Origin of the sequence: Pseudomonas sp. Irchel 3A5 (assembly GCF_900187575.1) — a bacterium.
Taxonomy (GTDB): domain Bacteria; phylum Pseudomonadota; class Gammaproteobacteria; order Pseudomonadales; family Pseudomonadaceae; genus Aquipseudomonas; species Aquipseudomonas folii.
This window is the reverse complement of record NZ_FYDU01000006.1, coordinates 63,468-79,131: the sequence shown is the minus strand read 5'-3', so window position 1 is coordinate 79,131 and position 15,664 is coordinate 63,468. Positions and strand designations below refer to the sequence as shown.

The 15,664-nt window shown below is 56.3% G+C and carries 13 protein-coding genes and 4 tRNA genes; 10 read left to right on the top strand and 7 right to left on the bottom strand.

Annotation, left to right across the window (positions count from 1 at the left end):
* Positions 1 to 54: 54 nt before the first annotated feature.
* From alaS to CKW31_RS11290, 6 genes are all read left to right on the top strand, one after another.
* Positions 55 to 2,679 carry an alanine--tRNA ligase gene (gene alaS, locus CKW31_RS11315; RefSeq protein WP_095094591.1) on the top strand — a complete coding sequence of 875 codons (2,625 nt, stop codon included), beginning with the start codon at positions 55 to 57 and terminating at the stop codon, positions 2,677 to 2,679.
* A gap of 96 nt (positions 2,680 to 2,775) precedes the next feature.
* The gene (locus CKW31_RS11310) at positions 2,776 to 4,008 is read left to right on the top strand and encodes an aspartate kinase (protein WP_087273066.1); all 1,233 of its coding nucleotides are present in this window, start codon (positions 2,776 to 2,778) and stop codon (positions 4,006 to 4,008) included.
* Between the two features lie 169 nt (positions 4,009 to 4,177).
* Complete coding sequence (csrA, locus tag CKW31_RS11305) at positions 4,178 to 4,366, top strand: carbon storage regulator CsrA (RefSeq protein ID WP_002554426.1); 189 nt, start codon at positions 4,178 to 4,180, stop codon at positions 4,364 to 4,366.
* Between the two features lie 62 nt (positions 4,367 to 4,428).
* Positions 4,429 to 4,519 (top strand) — tRNA-Ser (locus CKW31_RS11300).
* 108 nt (positions 4,520 to 4,627) lie between these two features.
* Positions 4,628 to 4,704 (top strand) — tRNA-Arg (locus tag CKW31_RS11295).
* 71 nt (positions 4,705 to 4,775) lie between these two features.
* A tRNA-Arg gene (locus CKW31_RS11290) sits at positions 4,776 to 4,852 on the top strand.
* A 43-nt stretch (positions 4,853 to 4,895) separates the two neighbouring features.
* On the opposite strand, the gene bamE is transcribed toward CKW31_RS11290, so the two are convergent.
* Entirely contained in the window at positions 4,896 to 5,417 is a 522-nt protein-coding gene (gene bamE / locus CKW31_RS11285) for an outer membrane protein assembly factor BamE (protein WP_095094590.1), read from the bottom strand.
* Between the two features lie 320 nt (positions 5,418 to 5,737).
* On the opposite strand from bamE, the gene mgtE reads away from it, so the two are divergent.
* Entirely contained in the window at positions 5,738 to 7,180 is a 1,443-nt protein-coding gene (gene mgtE, locus CKW31_RS11280; RefSeq protein ID WP_095094588.1) for a magnesium transporter, read from the top strand.
* 155 nt (positions 7,181 to 7,335) lie between these two features.
* On the opposite strand, the gene CKW31_RS11275 is transcribed toward mgtE, so the two are convergent.
* The 3 genes from CKW31_RS11275 to CKW31_RS11265 all read right to left on the bottom strand — a co-directional run bounded on the left by CKW31_RS11275 (position 7,336) and on the right by CKW31_RS11265 (position 8,574).
* Positions 7,336 to 7,665: an Arc family DNA-binding protein gene (locus CKW31_RS11275; protein WP_027900088.1), complete on the bottom strand. Its 330-nt coding sequence runs from the start codon at positions 7,663 to 7,665 to the stop codon at positions 7,336 to 7,338.
* Positions 7,666 to 8,086: 421 nt separating this feature from the next.
* Complete coding sequence (locus CKW31_RS11270; protein WP_095094586.1) at positions 8,087 to 8,272, bottom strand: PA3371 family protein; 186 nt, start codon at positions 8,270 to 8,272, stop codon at positions 8,087 to 8,089.
* Positions 8,273 to 8,322: 50 nt separating this feature from the next.
* Positions 8,323 to 8,574, bottom strand: coding sequence for a hypothetical protein (locus tag CKW31_RS11265; RefSeq protein ID WP_095095148.1), 252 nt, complete (start codon positions 8,572 to 8,574; stop codon positions 8,323 to 8,325).
* Positions 8,575 to 8,889: 315 nt separating this feature from the next.
* Between CKW31_RS11265 and CKW31_RS11260 the strand changes: the two genes are divergently transcribed.
* A tRNA-Arg gene (locus tag CKW31_RS11260) sits at positions 8,890 to 8,966 on the top strand.
* Between the two features lie 81 nt (positions 8,967 to 9,047).
* Here the strand turns inward: CKW31_RS11260 and CKW31_RS11255 are convergent.
* From CKW31_RS11255 to CKW31_RS11245, 3 genes are all read right to left on the bottom strand, one after another.
* Entirely contained in the window at positions 9,048 to 9,539 is a 492-nt protein-coding gene (locus CKW31_RS11255; RefSeq protein WP_095094584.1) for an SMI1/KNR4 family protein, read from the bottom strand.
* A 230-nt stretch (positions 9,540 to 9,769) separates the two neighbouring features.
* Positions 9,770 to 10,093, bottom strand: a complete 324-nt coding sequence (locus CKW31_RS11250; RefSeq protein WP_095095146.1) for a hypothetical protein — start codon at positions 10,091 to 10,093, stop codon at positions 9,770 to 9,772.
* A gap of 182 nt (positions 10,094 to 10,275) precedes the next feature.
* Positions 10,276 to 12,681 carry a TonB-dependent receptor gene (locus CKW31_RS11245; protein WP_095094582.1) on the bottom strand — a complete coding sequence of 802 codons (2,406 nt, stop codon included), beginning with the start codon at positions 12,679 to 12,681 and terminating at the stop codon, positions 10,276 to 10,278.
* Between the two features lie 568 nt (positions 12,682 to 13,249).
* Between CKW31_RS11245 and CKW31_RS11240 the strand changes: the two genes are divergently transcribed.
* Both CKW31_RS11240 and CKW31_RS11235 read left to right on the top strand, forming a co-directional pair.
* The gene (locus tag CKW31_RS11240) at positions 13,250 to 14,854 is read left to right on the top strand and encodes a tetratricopeptide repeat-containing response regulator (protein WP_095094580.1); all 1,605 of its coding nucleotides are present in this window, start codon (positions 13,250 to 13,252) and stop codon (positions 14,852 to 14,854) included.
* Complete coding sequence (locus CKW31_RS11235) at positions 14,851 to 15,543, top strand: sensor histidine kinase KdpD (RefSeq protein ID WP_095094578.1); 693 nt, start codon at positions 14,851 to 14,853, stop codon at positions 15,541 to 15,543. Before CKW31_RS11240 ends, CKW31_RS11235 begins: the two co-directional genes overlap by 4 nt.
* Positions 15,544 to 15,664: the final 121 nt, after the last annotated feature.

The window sequence follows — 15,664 nt, the reverse complement described above, 5'->3', positions numbered from 1 at the left end:
ACGTCATATGACGTTTTGCACTTGCCTCTGGCCGCAGTCTCCGTGGAAGAACCTATGAAAAGCGCAGAAATCCGTGAAGCCTTCCTTGGCTTCTTCGAAGAGCAAGGCCACACCCGTGTAGCCTCCAGTTCCTTGATTCCGGGCAACGACCCGACCCTGCTGTTTACCAACGCAGGCATGAACCAGTTCAAGGATTGCTTCCTGGGCCAGGAAAAGCGAGCCTATACCCGTGCAGTGACCAGCCAGAAATGTGTGCGCGCCGGTGGCAAACACAATGACCTGGAAAACGTCGGCTACACCGCGCGTCACCACACATTCTTCGAAATGCTGGGTAACTTCAGCTTCGGTGATTACTTCAAGCGTGATGCGATCACCTACGCCTGGACCTTCCTGACCTCGGAAAAATGGCTGAACCTGCCCAAGGACAAGCTCTGGGTAACGGTCTACGCCAGCGATGACGAGGCTTACGATATCTGGACCAAAGACATCGGCGTACCTGCCGAGCGCATGGTCCGGATCGGTGACAACAAAGGCGCGCCGTACGCGTCCGACAACTTCTGGACCATGGGTGATACAGGCCCGTGCGGTCCTTGCACCGAGATATTCTTCGATCACGGCCCTGAAATCTGGGGCGGCCCACCGGGCTCGCCGGAAGAAGACGGCGACCGTTACATCGAAATCTGGAACAACGTTTTCATGCAGTTCAACCGCACCGCTGACGGCGTGCTGCACCCGTTGCCAGCGCCGTCGGTCGATACCGGCATGGGCCTGGAGCGCGTCAGTGCCGTTCTGCAGCACGTGAATTCCAACTACGAAATAGACCTGTTCCAGAGCCTGCTGGCGGCTTCGGCCCAAGCGATCGGTTGCAGCAACGACAGTCAGGCTTCGTTGAAAGTCGTGGCTGACCACATCCGTTCGTGCGGCTTCCTGATTGCTGATGGTGTATTGCCTTCCAATGAAGGGCGCGGTTATGTGCTGCGCCGCATCATTCGTCGCGCCTGCCGCCACGGCAACAAGCTGGGCGCCAAGGGCAGCTTCTTCTACCAGATCGTCGCGGCGCTGGTCGCCGAAATGGGCACTGCGTTCCCTGAGCTGGTTCAACAGCAGGCGCACATCGAGCGTGTGCTCAAGGCTGAAGAAGAGCAGTTCGCCAAGACCCTGGAGCAAGGCCTGAAGATTCTTGAACAGGATCTGGCTGAACTCAAGGGCAATGTCGTGCCTGGTGACGTGGTGTTCAAACTCTACGACACCTACGGTTTCCCCATGGACCTGACCGGCGACATCGCCCGCGAGCGTAACCTGACCCTCGATGAGGAAGGTTTCGAACGCGAGATGGATGCACAGCGAGTTCGCGCCCGCTCTGCCAGTTCGTTCGGCATGGACTACAACAGTCTGGTCAAAGTCGACGTGGCAACCGAGTTCACCGGCTACAAGGCGACCCGTGGCGAAGCGAAAATCGTCGCGCTCTATAAAGACGGCCAGAAAGTCGAGCAGTTGAACGAAGGCGAAGAGGGCGTTGTAGTCCTTGATACCACGCCGTTCTATGCCGAGTCGGGTGGCCAGATTGGTGATGCCGGTTACCTCAGTGCGGGTGAAGTACGCTTCGATGTCCGTGACACCACCAAAACCGGTGGCGCGTTCCTGCATCACGGCGTTGTGGCTTCCGGCACACTGACGGTGGGCGCTTCGGTCAACACCGAAGTCGATGCTGAGGTGCGTAACGCCACGGCGTTGAACCACTCCGCGACTCACTTGTTGCACGCAGCCTTGCGCAAGGTACTGGGCGAGCACGTTCAGCAAAAGGGCTCGTTGGTCGATAGTCAGCGGCTGCGCTTCGACTTCAGCCATTTCGAATCCATCAAGCCTGAGCAGTTGAAAGCGCTGGAAGACATCGTCAACGACGAAATTCGCAAGAACACCGCGGTCGAGACGGTCGAAACCGACATTGAAACAGCGAAGGCGCGTGGCGCCATGGCGCTGTTCGGCGAGAAGTACGGCGACAGCGTGCGCGTGCTGAGCATGGGCGGCGATTTTTCCGTCGAGCTGTGCGGCGGTATCCATGCCAAGCGCACTGGCGACATCGCAGTATTCAAGATTGTCAGCGAAGGCGGCGTGGCCGCTGGCGTTCGACGCATTGAGGCAGTCACCGGCGCCGCTGCACTGGGCTACCTCAATGCGGCAGAAGATCAACTCAAGGAAGCCGCGACGCTGGTCAAAGGCAACCGCGAGAACCTGTTGGACAAGCTGACGGCTGTGCTTGAGCGCAACCGTCTGCTGGAAAAACAACTGGAGCAATTGCAGGCCAAGGTGGCCAGCGCAGCGGGCGACGATCTGTCGTCCTCGGCACTGGATGTCAAAGGCGTGAAAGTGCTGGCCGTGCGCCTGGACGGTCTGGATGGCAAAGCGCTGTTGGCGCTTGTCGATCAGTTGAAGAACAAACTCGGTCGCGCAGTGATCCTGCTCGGCAGTGTGCATGAAGACAAGGTCGTACTGGTTGCAGGCGTAACCAAGGACCTGACTGGCCAACTCAAAGCCGGTGATTTGATGAAACAGGCCGCTGCGGCCGTTGGTGGTAAAGGCGGCGGTCGTCCTGACATGGCGCAAGGTGGTGGTGTCGATGCAGGTGCGCTGGATGCAGCGCTGGCATTGACCGTGCCTTTCGTCGAGCAGGGTATTTAAGTCGACCTTCCGGGCCTCCTGCCTTTGAGGCGGCAGGCCCGGCGCTTGGATTTAACGTTTAATGGGCGCCCTTAATCGGGCAGAGGCGGCTTTGAGATGGCTTTGATCGTACAGAAATTTGGAGGCACCTCGGTGGGCTCTGTGGAGCGTATCGAGCAGGTTGCCGACAAGGTCAAGAAATTCCGTGAGCAGGGCGACGACCTTGTGGTTGTGCTTTCTGCCATGAGTGGAGAAACCAATCGCCTGATCGATCTTGCCAGGCAGATCAGCGATCAGCCGGTTCCTCGTGAGCTGGATGTGATCGTTTCCACGGGGGAGCAGGTGACGATCGCTCTGTTGGCCATGGCGCTGATGAAGCGTGGCGTGCCAGCAGTGTCGTACACCGGTAATCAGGTCCGCATCCTGACGGACAGCGCGCATAACAAGGCGCGTATTCTGCAGATCGATGATCAGAAAATTCGTGCCGACCTGAAGGCTGGCCGTGTAGTGGTGGTCGCTGGTTTCCAGGGCGTGGACGAGAACGGCAACATCACGACCCTGGGTCGTGGTGGTTCTGACACCACCGGCGTGGCGTTGGCTGCAGCGCTGAAAGCCGATGAGTGCCAGATCTACACTGATGTCGATGGTGTTTACACCACAGATCCACGCGTGGTCTCCCAGGCTCAGCGTCTGGACAAGATTACCTTCGAAGAGATGCTGGAAATGGCCAGCCTCGGTTCCAAGGTATTGCAGATCCGCGCGGTGGAGTTTGCCGGCAAGTACAACGTCCCGCTGCGCGTATTGCACAGCTTCAAGGAGGGTCCAGGTACCCTCATTACCATTGATGAAGAGGAATCCATGGAACAGCCGATCATTTCCGGCATCGCCTTCAACCGCGATGAGGCCAAGCTGACCATCCGTGGCGTGCCAGACACCCCGGGTGTGGCGTTCAAAATTCTCGGGCCAATCAGTGCCGCGAATATCGAAGTCGACATGATCGTGCAGAACGTTGCGCACGATAACACCACCGATTTCACCTTCACGGTCCACCGCAATGACTACCAGGCTGCCTCGCAGGTACTGGAAAACACCGCGCGTGAAATCAATGCCCGTGAAGTGATTGGCGATACCAAAATTGCCAAGGTCTCGATTGTCGGCGTCGGCATGCGTTCTCACGCAGGTGTGGCCAGTCGTATGTTCGAATCGCTGGCCAAGGAAAGCATCAACATCCAGATGATCTCGACCTCGGAAATCAAGGTTTCGGTAGTGATCGAAGAGAAGTACCTGGAGCTGGCGGTGCGTGCACTGCACACCGCATTTGAGCTGGATGCGCCTCGACAGGGCGAGTGATGTATCGACAAGGGGCGCGGACTGACTGCGCCCTTTGCGTTATTGCCGGGCGAAAACTGTTCTTTTGCTTTCGTCGGTCGATACTCTGGTTACAGCCGCGCTATTGTCGCGGGTGTCGCCTTCGGTTTGCAGACTGTTGTTCCTGAATGTAATGCGTGAGGAGAAAGGTATGCTGATTCTGACTCGTCGGTGCGCAGAAAGCCTGATCATTGGTGATGGAGAAATCACCGTGACCGTGCTCGGCGTCAAAGGTAACCAAGTGCGCATCGGTGTTAACGCACCCAAGGAAGTCGCTGTCCACCGTGAAGAGATTTACCTGCGCATCAAGAAAGAGAAGGACGAAGAACCAAGCCATTAATTTTTATTGAATTTTTGGTTTGCAAACGGGGAAAAGGGTGGTTATTATACGCCCCGTGTTGCGGAGAGCTGGCCGAGTGGCCGAAGGCGCTCCCCTGCTAAGGGAGTACACCTCACAAGGGTGTCGGGGGTTCGAATCCCCCGTTCTCCGCCATTATTTGCGTAGTACGTTGTATCTGGCTTTAATCGGTAAGTTGTTGAATTTACTAGAAAAAAGTTCTTGACCAAAAGATTCGACGGCCTATAATGCGCGGCAACAAATGCACTCGTAGCTCAGCTGGATAGAGTACTCGGCTACGAACCGAGCGGTCACAGGTTCGAATCCTGTCGAGTGCACCATTTAAAGGTTGTTTGCAGTAATGCGGATAACTTGCTTCAACCAGCGGTGATCTGGTTTATCAAGCGCTAATGCACTCGTAGCTCAGCTGGATAGAGTACTCGGCTACGAACCGAGCGGTCACAGGTTCGAATCCTGTCGAGTGCACCAAACACCAAAAAGCCCGTATCGTTTGATACGGGCTTTTTGCTTTCTAGCGTTTGCCTTTTACGCAGTCATGCTCGTCGAATGTGACCTGGCTACTGCGGCCTTTCTTCTCTTGATACACGTAGCGTGTCTCGCCATTCCTGCTCACGATCTTGTCCGGCCTGCCCAGCAAGCTTTCGACATCCTTGCGCGTCATGCCGGGTGGCGTTTGCTGATTGATGATCGCGCGTCGGCGTTGTTCGGCGCTCAGGCGATTGCCGCACCCGTCGTCACGCTGACCCACGATGACTACTTCGCTGGATTGAGCCGGTTTCGCTTGAGTGGATTGTGCTGACTTGCGCCCAGGTCTCTCCGTCTGTTCAAGCGCGCCGGGAAGCAAAGGCGTAACCGAGCCGGGCGGCGGGTTATAAGCCTCTTGCCGCTGCATATCCTGTCCGCTCGGGCAACCGAGGGTGGTGAAGGTGATGTTGCCGGTGGCGTCTTCGCAGCGTAGAACGCTGGACGCTTGAAGCAGGGTGGATGAGCAGAGCAGGGCGAACCCTAAAAGAAAAGCAGGCTTGTGCTGCATTTTGGAGTCTTCCGTGACGGGTGTCGCAAAAGACTAGTCAAGGTCATTTCGCCCAGGCAGGTGTTTTCTTCACGGGATGTGTCGTCGAAGGTCTATTACCGCGCAGATTATGAACTTTGTGTTGCAAGCGCTTGTTCTGGCCAGAATTTTGTAGCGTGCGATGTGGCCAAGCGGTGTATGATTGCGCCCGTCAGCCCCGCCGGGGCTTGTGGAATACCTCCATGGACTTACCCAGTAGTTACTCAACATTTTCTTTAAGCAATCATGCATTAATTGATTGATCTCCCGGCGTGCTCCGCTGCTGGGAGTGGAGTTCGCCTATGTCCGAAATCGAAGTAAAAAAAACGCAGGATAGTTTGCAGGATCGTCTGGCTCAGGTTATCGAGCTTCTGCAGCGCCAGCGTATTGTTGAAGACCTGACCCATCGTCAGGAAGGTCAGAATCAAGACCGTGTAGAAAATCTTGTTCACCGGCAGAACCTCGTCGAGCTGCAACGCAAACTCGAAGACCTTCACTCTGCCGACGTCGCCTATATCCTGGAAGCATTGCCTCTCGAAGATCGTCTGACGGTCTGGCAGTTGGTCAAGGCGGAACGCGATGGCGACATCCTTCTGGAAGTATCCGACTCTGTTCGGGAAACGCTGATCGCCGACATGGACGATCACGAGCTTCTGGCTGCCGCCAAGGAAATGGACGCCGACGAACTGGCCGACATTGCCCCCGAGCTGCCTCGCGATGTCGTTCATGAGCTGATGGAGGCTCTGGATACTCAGCAGCGTGAGCGTGTCCGTTCTGCGCTGTCCTACGATGAAGAGCAAGTCGGCGCGCTGATGGACTTCGAGATGGTCACGATCCGTGAGGATGTGAGCCTTGAAGTCGTTCTGCGCTACCTGCGTCGCCTGAAAGAGTTGCCAGGGCACACTGACAAGTTATTCGTGGTCGATTACGACGGCGTGCTCAAAGGCGTGCTGCCGATCAAGCGTCTGCTGGTCAATGACCCCGAGAAGCAGGTGTCGGAGGTCATGGCCAACGATCCGGTGAGTTTTCACCCGGATGGCGATGCCTACGAGGCCGCTCAGGCGTTTGAACGTTACGACCTTATCTCCTCGCCGGTGGTGGACAAGAACGGCAAGCTGATTGGCCGTCTGACCATCGACGAAATGGTTGACCTCATTCGTGAAGAGAGCGAAACCGAAGTCCTCAACATGGCGGGTTTGCGTGAAGAGGAAGATATCTTTGCTTCCGTCTGGCGCTCACTGCATAACCGTTGGGCGTGGCTGGCAATCAACCTGATCACTGCATTCCTGGCTTCGCGTGTGATTGGCTTGTTCGAAGGTTCTATCGAGAAGCTGGTAGCGCTGGCAGCCTTGATGCCGATTGTGGCCGGGATTGGCGGTAACTCGGGCAATCAGACCATTACGATGATTGTGCGCGCCATGGCGCTTGACCAGGTCAATACCGGTAATACCAAGCGGCTACTGCGCAAAGAGCTGGCAGTGGGGCTTATCAACGGTCTGGTGTGGGGGGGGGTGATTGGTGTCGTGGCGTATCTGCTCTATGGCAGCTGGTCGCTAGGTGTAGTGATGACGGCGGCCATGACGCTCAATCTGCTGCTGGCAGCCCTGATGGGGGTCACGATTCCAATGGCGCTGTCCAAATTCGGCCGAGATCCGGCGATGGGCGCAAGCGTCATGATCACGGCGGTAACTGACAGTGGTGGCTTCTTCATCTTTCTGGGCCTGGCCACTATCTTCCTGCTTTAGTTGTTTTGCCTGCATAAAAAAACCGCCCTTTGAGGCGGTTTTTTTATGCTTCGCGGATATGTCTTACAAGGTGGTACTACAAATAACTAACAAATAAAAATCCGCGAATAAAAAAAGCCAGCTATTACGCTGGCTTGAAAAACTCGATCTTGCGATCAGTCTTCGTTGTCTGCAGCCAGCTCAGTGTCGTGTGCAATCAGTGACACCAATGCGTTCTGCTGACGGTGGGACAATTGACGAAAGCGTTGCAGCAATTCACGTTCATGCAGGGACAGCTCAGGACTGTCGAGGCGCAGGCTAGGCTCGTCGCCCAGAGCACCTTCCTGAATCAAGCTTTGTTCGAGGCGAGCAATGATCTCTGAGTTCATGCTGCGATGGTGGTTTTTAGCTACCTCTTGCACACGATTACGCATGCCGTCTGGTAGACGTACGACGAACTTGTCAGCCGTGCGGCTGGAATAAGTAGCCTGTTTCATAGGGCTCATATATTTAACCGGTTAGTTCAGGGGGAGCGGTTCTTGCAAGTCGCCGCATGGATGTCAATCTGTGACAGCCCTTTTGGCGAAATGTTCAACCGTGTTCTCAAGAGGCCAGCATCATGCCCCAATCTGCCATATCCTTGGCGTCAATTCTGTGACAAATATTGACTCAGATAAAGGCGATTAGCCAGCACCAATTATCAGAATTGCGAGCGAATTAGCAAAGCTCTAAAGCATCCGCTCATCTGTAAGGTTCGAATTTGTGCCGATTTCGAAGGGGCAGACAGCTGTGATGGCTATTTGTCAGCTTAGAAGGTTGTCAGCGGAATACGAATGCTGGCCGACAGACGTGACGGTAGCCCGCCAGTCCCGTGCTTGACGCTTCGCTGGGTCGCAGATGAAGGATCTGCTGGAGAGGGAGTTGCAGTTAACGAAGCACAGGGTCGAATTTGAAACGGCGACCGAGGATCAGCGCCACGACGAACAGGACCGAAAACACACCGGCAGAAATCTTCGCCGCGCTACTCAGCCCTTCAGCCGTTGCAGGCAACTGATAGTCAACAGCTACAGCCAACAAGGCGAGGATGATGAACGACAAAGCAGACTTGGACATGGCGGTTCTCTTTTCGGTTATTTCGTTGCGTCACGGAGGCGTAGGAGACGTCAGAAAACCCAGCGAGGCTCGGCTCTCAGATTGGAAGAGCTGGAAGCCTGTGTATCGCCGTCATTGGCTAGAGTCACGGCCTGAGGCTTGCTGCTGCGATCAGTCATGACAGCCAGCTGCGGTGCCTGGCGCAGCAGGTGGTGCGGCTGAGTCTGCAGCGCGGTTTGCTCTGCTTTACCATCGTCCTGAAAATGAAATGCCACCAGTGCAACCAGCGCTGCAGCGTTCAACACTGAAAGGACGATGTTCATTTTCATTTACCTCCGATGGAACTTTCTTTAGGAAGGGTCTCTACCGTTAGTAATAGTGCAGTCTGCATGCCAACTTTGATGGCTATTAAAGTCCTTATAAATCAATAGCTTAAAATGTCTGCGAGAGGGGTTTTGCATGCGTTTTGCAATGATGGCCATGTGGAACGTTGCAAAATGCATGACCGTGCAGATTTCGGGCAAATTAAACGGATATGGAACACATGCGTGTAAGCCAAAGACGACATGACAAAATGGTCATGTGTCGTTAACATGCACGCCGTCCTCGCTGGCACCATTCTGTGTGCTTGCCTCTGTGTCTCAGTAGCTCAATTGGATAGAGCATCCCCCTCCTAAGGGGAAGGTTGGCAGTTCGAACCTGCCCTGGGACACCATATTCTTAGTGGCCTACAGTCAAATCAATCACCGCACCAATCGCCTCACGGGTGCAGCGTGGGTGCAGTAAGTCATCAGCTCTAATCAGCAGATTTCACGTCATCTGCGACAACATCGGCCGGTCCATCCGCAGAATCGGGATCTGCGGATTGTCCCTGCTTTAGCAACTGCCGGATAAATACACCGAAATTGGGTACGTCACCCATGGCGCCTTCCCACTCCATCGGAGCAAACATTACCGAGCACACACGGAAGGGTGGTCCTGAGCGCGTATCGAACCCGACCATCTCCGGGCCACCGTTATCGCCAAACCCGATAAATCCTGGCAGCCACTTTTCGACCTCGTAATCACGGTTGTTCTCGATCGCCTTCAACGCCGACCAAATACGGACATAACCTGGATGTCCCGTCATGTGTGCTTCGCCGCCGTCGCTCAGACGAAGCAACTCCACGTACTCAGACGGCAAAGGAACGGGAGTTGCGGCGACCAGGGCCACGATGGAAGATTCCGCAGCTGGCGCGTCGCCTTCATACTGATAGTCGCCGCTTAATAGCAAAGTTCGTAAATCCACTCGATACTCCTTCGAAATCGGCGGTGGCCGAAGTCAGCCCAAAGCACATGACGACTTCAGACTATCCTGAGGCATCTCGATTCTGTTACGGAGCCTTCGGTCTCGGCCAGTGTTGTCTTATCCAGTGGTTTTCTGCTTTCAGTCCTGCTACCGAACTGCTACCTATTTTCTTTCGGAGGGGGGGCTACTCAGAATTCGATGCCCATACGACAAATAATCCGTCTCAACATCTAAGCGTCAGGGGCGCCCAGATCCCGATACCACTCCGCGTACGGTGTGTTGACGACCTTGTGCCTGTTGAAGTCCGGTGCACCGTCTTCCCACCATACCGGCCCACGTTCCCCCAGAGCGACTTTAGCTGCCTGAACAGCTGATCTCGCCGCCGTCATCTCATCAGGATCACCCGACGCTTTGGCTGCCTTGACGGAGCGGCGTGCGGCCATCAGGTCTTTCACCAGGCGCTGTCGTTCATCCTCATCCAGTGCAGGATTGGAACAGCGCCATAGTTGCCCTTTGACAATGAAATAACGGCCATCCGGGGTTACGGGGTTCAGGTTGAAAGCTCCTGTCATCAACGTGCAATTGGAATCATGCCTGTAGGGGGCGCACGAGCAACGCGAGGCCGCGATTGCGGTTTTCAGGCAGATCGCTATCGCGGCCTCGCGTTGCTCGTGCGCTCCTACAAAGCCTTTTTTACCATGTAAACACCCCTTGGGCGTTGTTCTTCCTGTAGTGCTTAAAACCCGATAGTCGCCGAAACCAGATAAGTCCGTGGCGTAGAAAGCGTCAGCCCTGGCTCGCTGTCATCCGATGCGCCCGCTGAGCTCCAGAAGCGCTTGTCCATGACGTTTTCGATGTTGGCGCGCAGCGTGACGTCCTTGTCATCAACCTTGAACGCATAGCGCGCGCCTACGTCGAACCGTTCCCATGAGTCGATTTCCTTGGTGTTGGCCTGGTTCAGGTACTGCGAACTGGAGTAGATGCCACGGCTGGTCAGGGTCAGGCCTTGAACATTCGGCACGTCCCACTCGGCGCCCAGATTGACGTTGTATTCCGGTGTGGCGGGAGCTCGCTTGCCGTCGAAGGTGCCGTTGACGGTATTGGTCAGTTCGCTGTCGATGTACATTACGCCGCCGAGCAGGCGGAAGCCGTCGAGCGGCTCACCGAACATGGTGAGTTCCACCCCCGTGTTTTCACGCTTGCCGTTAAGGCCGAAGACTCGCGTTGTGGCGTTGGTCTCGTAAGCCGGTTGTTTGATTCTGAACATGCTGGCGGTGAAGGCGAATGTACCGTGGTCGTATTTGGCACCGACTTCGACCTGACGGCTGATGAAAGGCGGAAAAATCTCGTCCTCGTTGATCGAGGTAGAAGGCGCGATCTTGCCCTGGCTCAGGCCTTCCATGTAGTTGGCGTATACCGAGAGCTGATCGGTCACTTTGTAAAGGATGCCGCCCGAAGGTGAGATCTTCTCTTCGTCGTAAGCCGTGTCGCCTTTGACGTTATTGGTCCAGTCATCAACTTTCACCCGCTGCCAGCGTGCGCCCAGTGTCAGCAGCAAGCGGTCATCGAAGAAGCCCAGGGTGTCGGACAAGGCCAGGCCGCTGTAGCGGTTCTCGGTGTAGACCTTGTCGTCCTGGCGAGTGGGGTTGCTGGGTGTCGGTGTGTCTACTGGGTCGAACAGATTGCTAGGGGATGCGGCATAGCGCGCGCCGCCATTTTCGAAGTCCATGTAGAAGTAACTGGCGGCCAGATTGACCTCATGGCTCACAGGACCGGTCTGGAACCAGTTGCGGACGCCTGCAGTGGCCGTACGGACATTTTCATCGCGGGTGAAGTCGCGAGGCTGGACGCTGAAATCCCCTGCGTTATTGGTGATTGAAACCGCATGGCGGAGAAAATCGTGGTTACTTTTGCGAGCGCCCACGCCACCGTACACCATGACCGAATCGCTGACGTCATACTCAGCGTTCACTGCGCCAAACGTATCCCGGGTGCGCGCCTGGCTCCAGGCTTGCGCGTAGTTGCGACGCACGTCGTTGGCGTTGGGGACTTTTGCGTTGGCGCCGATCTGTACGCGTTCCTGGGGGGCATCGGTGTCACGCTCGGTGTGCCCGATGTCCGTTGATAGCCGCAGGCGTTCGCCACGGAAATCCAGACCCAGCACGGCCATTTCACGGTCGACGCTCTGGTGGTCCCATTCGGTGTCGCCTGATTGTTTGACGCCGTTGAAGCGGATGCCGAACTTACCTTCGTCACCAAACCTGCGGCCGACGTCGATGGCGGTTCCCAGCTGATTGTTGGAGGCGTAGCTGCCGGTGAGCTCGGTGATGGGCTTGTCCGTGGCGCGCTTGGGCACCACGTTGATGCCGCCACCGACGCTGCCTCGGGGAGAGATGCCGTTGACCAGCTGACTCGGGCCTTTGAGGATGTCCACCCGGTCGGCCATTTCCATATCGATCGTGTAGGTCGGCAGAATGCCGTAAAGACCGTTATAGGACACGTCGCTGTTGAACAGGCTCAGGCCACGGATGGTGAACTGCTCGTAGCGCCCGCCAGCGGGGTTGGTCGCGCGTACCGAGGGATCGCTGGCGATCAGATCGCCCAGGGTTCTGGCCTGCTGATCTTTCACCGTCTTGCTGGTGTAAGTCGTCATGCTGAACGGCGTGTCCATGAAGTCCCGCGAGCCGAGCATGCCCTGCGAACCGCGGCGAGCCACCTGGCCTCCGGCGTAGGCCTGGCCATCCGTCGAGCCTGTTGCGCCGAGGATCGAGGTGGGTGCCAATTGCAGGCTGCTGCTGCCCTCCGGAGCAGGGATCAGCGTGTAGGCATGATCCGCCACCGACACCAGTTGCAGGCCGGAACCTTGCAGCAGGCGTGAGAAACCTTCTTCCACTGCGTAATCCCCCGACAATCCGGCGCTGTTACGACCGCTCACCAGTGCGGGGTCCACCGACAGATTGACCCCCGCCTGACCTGCAAAGCGGGTAAGCGCCGCGCCCAGACTGCCAGCTGGCACCTCGTAAGTGCGACGGTCTGTGCCCTCGGCCCAACTGGACGAAATGAAGAGGGGGCTGGAACTCAAAGTCAGTAAAAGGCTGAAATGCAGCAAGGGGCGCAAACGGAAAGGCGACGCTGGGGACATGGAGTTAAGCTCTCATATTTGTTCACTTACCTGTGATGACCGGTGAGGCGAAAAAAGGGGACAGGGGATACGCAAGTTTTTTTCGAATTCCTTGCTTTTGATGCTCAAGTCGCTCAGTAAACAGTGGTGCTGTAGGAGCGCACGAGCACCGCGAGGCCGCGATTGCGGTGTGTCAGACAGAACGCAATCGCGGCCTCGCGGTGCTCGTGCGCTCCTACAGAAACTTATTTTGTGAGTTTTTCTGTTTTGCAGCTCGATTTCGGACTCTCACAGAGCGCCTATCAAAACACAGACACCAGCCATCATTCAGGCTCCAGAAAACTGGCGGCGTGCCGATAAACCTCATATCGGCGATAGCCCGTTTGATTTCACGCGGTGGTGATGTGCGTGAACCAGGCAGGGCCGCAAGGTGCCGTTCAGAGCTCTGGAGCAGAGCTTTGATGTAGAATTTGCATGATGGCGTAACGCTATTGGCTGGTAATTGCACGCCAAAAATGGGCAGCGAAGCTGGACCCGTCTATATGTTTGCCTTTGGGCTCATCTTCTTTCTTCCCTGACAGGATCCCTGATGCTGGCGTACAACCAAAAAAGTTTTCTGATCGTCGACGACTTCTCCGACTTCCGCAGCTCGGTGCGCTCCATGCTGCGTGAGTTGGGGGTGAGGGATGTAGACACTGCCGACACCGGAGAGCAGGCGCTGAAGATGTGTTCGCAGAAGCGCTACGATTTTGTCCTGCATGACTTCAATCTGGGTGACGGCAAGAAAAACGGCCAGCATGTGCTCGAAGACCTTATGGTCGATCGATTGCTGAGCCACGAAAGCGTGTTTGTCATGGTCACGGCGGAAAACAGCCAGGCAATGGTGATGAGTGCACTGGAATGGGAGCCGGATGCTTACCTGACCAAGCCTTTCAACCGGGCAGGCCTGGCACAACGTCTTGAGAAGCTGGTGCAGCGCAAGGGCGTGCTCAAGCCGATCCTGCAGGCGCTGGATCGCGGCAAGCCTGCCGAAGTGCTCGCCGCCTGCGTGGCCCTGACCAAGCAGGACCCGCGCTATGCACCGCTGTGTCTGCGGTACAAGGCGGACGCGCTGCGCGACCTCAAACAATTTGAACCCCTTGAAGCATTCCTCAAGTCGATTCTGGCTGATCGCCCGGCCCCTTGGGCGTACGCAGCACTGGGCAATCTATTGCTCAAGCGCAACAAGCACGCCGATGCCCAGGCCGTTTTTGATGCGGCGATAAAAACCTTTCCCGGTATGCCAACGCTTTACGACGGCCTGGCCGAGGCACTGGTTGCACGTGGTGATGTGGTGCGTGCCCAGAAAGTGCTGGAAGACGCCGTCAAGATTTCTCCACTGGCAGTGCGCCGACAAACATTGCTCGGCAAGCTGGCGCTGGACAACAACGATTTTGACGGTGCTTCCAAGGCCTTTCGCCAAGCGGTCAACCAAGGCCAGTTTTCGCGTTTCAAGAACCCGGAAACCAATCTTGGTTTCGCTCAGGCATTGATCAGTCGGGGTGGTGATCAAGGCCTCGACGCGCGTGCTCGTGTCGAGATCAACCAGACGCTGAGTGACGTCGCTAAGGAGAATGGTGCCGACCAGGGGCTGCAGGTGCGCACGCGGCTGATGAAGGCCGCCAGCGTCAAGCATTCCGATCCTGAGATGGCTGCCAAGCTGACTGCGGATGCGATGGGTCGCTTGCAGAACATGGACCAGTTCCTGAGCGCCGACGCCGCTTTGGCCGTGGCTTCGCAGTTGCAGAGTCTCGGGCATGAAGAGGCGGGTGCGGGTGTATTGAAAAGCTGCGCCGAGATTTACGGTGATGATCCCCAGGTGATGCAGAGCATCGCCAAGCAGACGGATGATCCCGCGATCCTTGGTGCCAACAAAGCCGCCATCGAGTTCAACGTTCAGGGCGTGCGCACCTACAAGGCCGGTAATCTCAACGATGCGCAGGATTTTTTCCGTCGCGCTCTGGCACTGCAAGCCAAGAACATCAGTATCGCCTTGAACCTGGCGCAGGCATTGCTCCATTCCATGGCGACAGCACCTGACGCAGCAAAACTGGAAGAGTGTCGCGCCTGCCTGAGAATGGTTGGCAAGATGCCGGAGAGTGACCCGCGTTTCGAGCGTTATCAAAAACTGCAGAGCAAGGCATTTGGAGCATGAGCGAAAACGAAACGAGTATGGATTTCTCCATGGTCATTGCGTCGACGGTACATGATATGAAGAACTCCCTGTCGACCTTGGGCCAGTCCCACAACCGATGGCTGGGACAGTTGACCAACGAGCAACGAGACACCCCGGAACATGGTGTGATCGAGTACGAGTTTGCCCGGCTCAATGGCATGCTCGTGCAGTTACTCGGCCTCTACAAGCTGGACGTCAACCAGTTGCCCTTGCGCCCTGATTACCATGAGATGGACGACTTCATCGAAGGCCAACTGGCTCATCATCAAGAGGTGTTGAACAGTCGCGGCATCGTGGCAACCTGCGATGTCGATGCGCTCATCCCTCTGGGTTTTTTCGATCGCGAATTGATCGGCACCGTGGTGGGTAACGTCATCATTAACGCCATCCGTTACGCGCGCAAGACCATTGCCATCACCGTCAGCGAAGAAGGCGGACAGCTCTGCATCGCGATCAATGACGACGGCGCAGGCTTTTCCGCGAGCATGCTTGAGAAGCAGGCTGATTACGCACTGGGTATCAACCAGGCCAGCGGCAGCACCGGCCTCGGACTTTACTTCGCCGCTCGTATTGCCGAGCAGCATCAGCGTAATGGGGTGCATGGGCGGATTGAGCTGGCTAATGGCGGTGCTTTGGGGGGTGGGTTGTTTTCTATCTATCTGCCGTAGTCGTCGCTTACTGAGCTCTCCAACACAGGGCGGTTACTCCGGCGCACTGATTAGCCCACCTTGAACGGTGGGTTTTTTTCAGCTGTTCGGGTTGCTCCTGCTGCTGATCAGCCTCTGATAC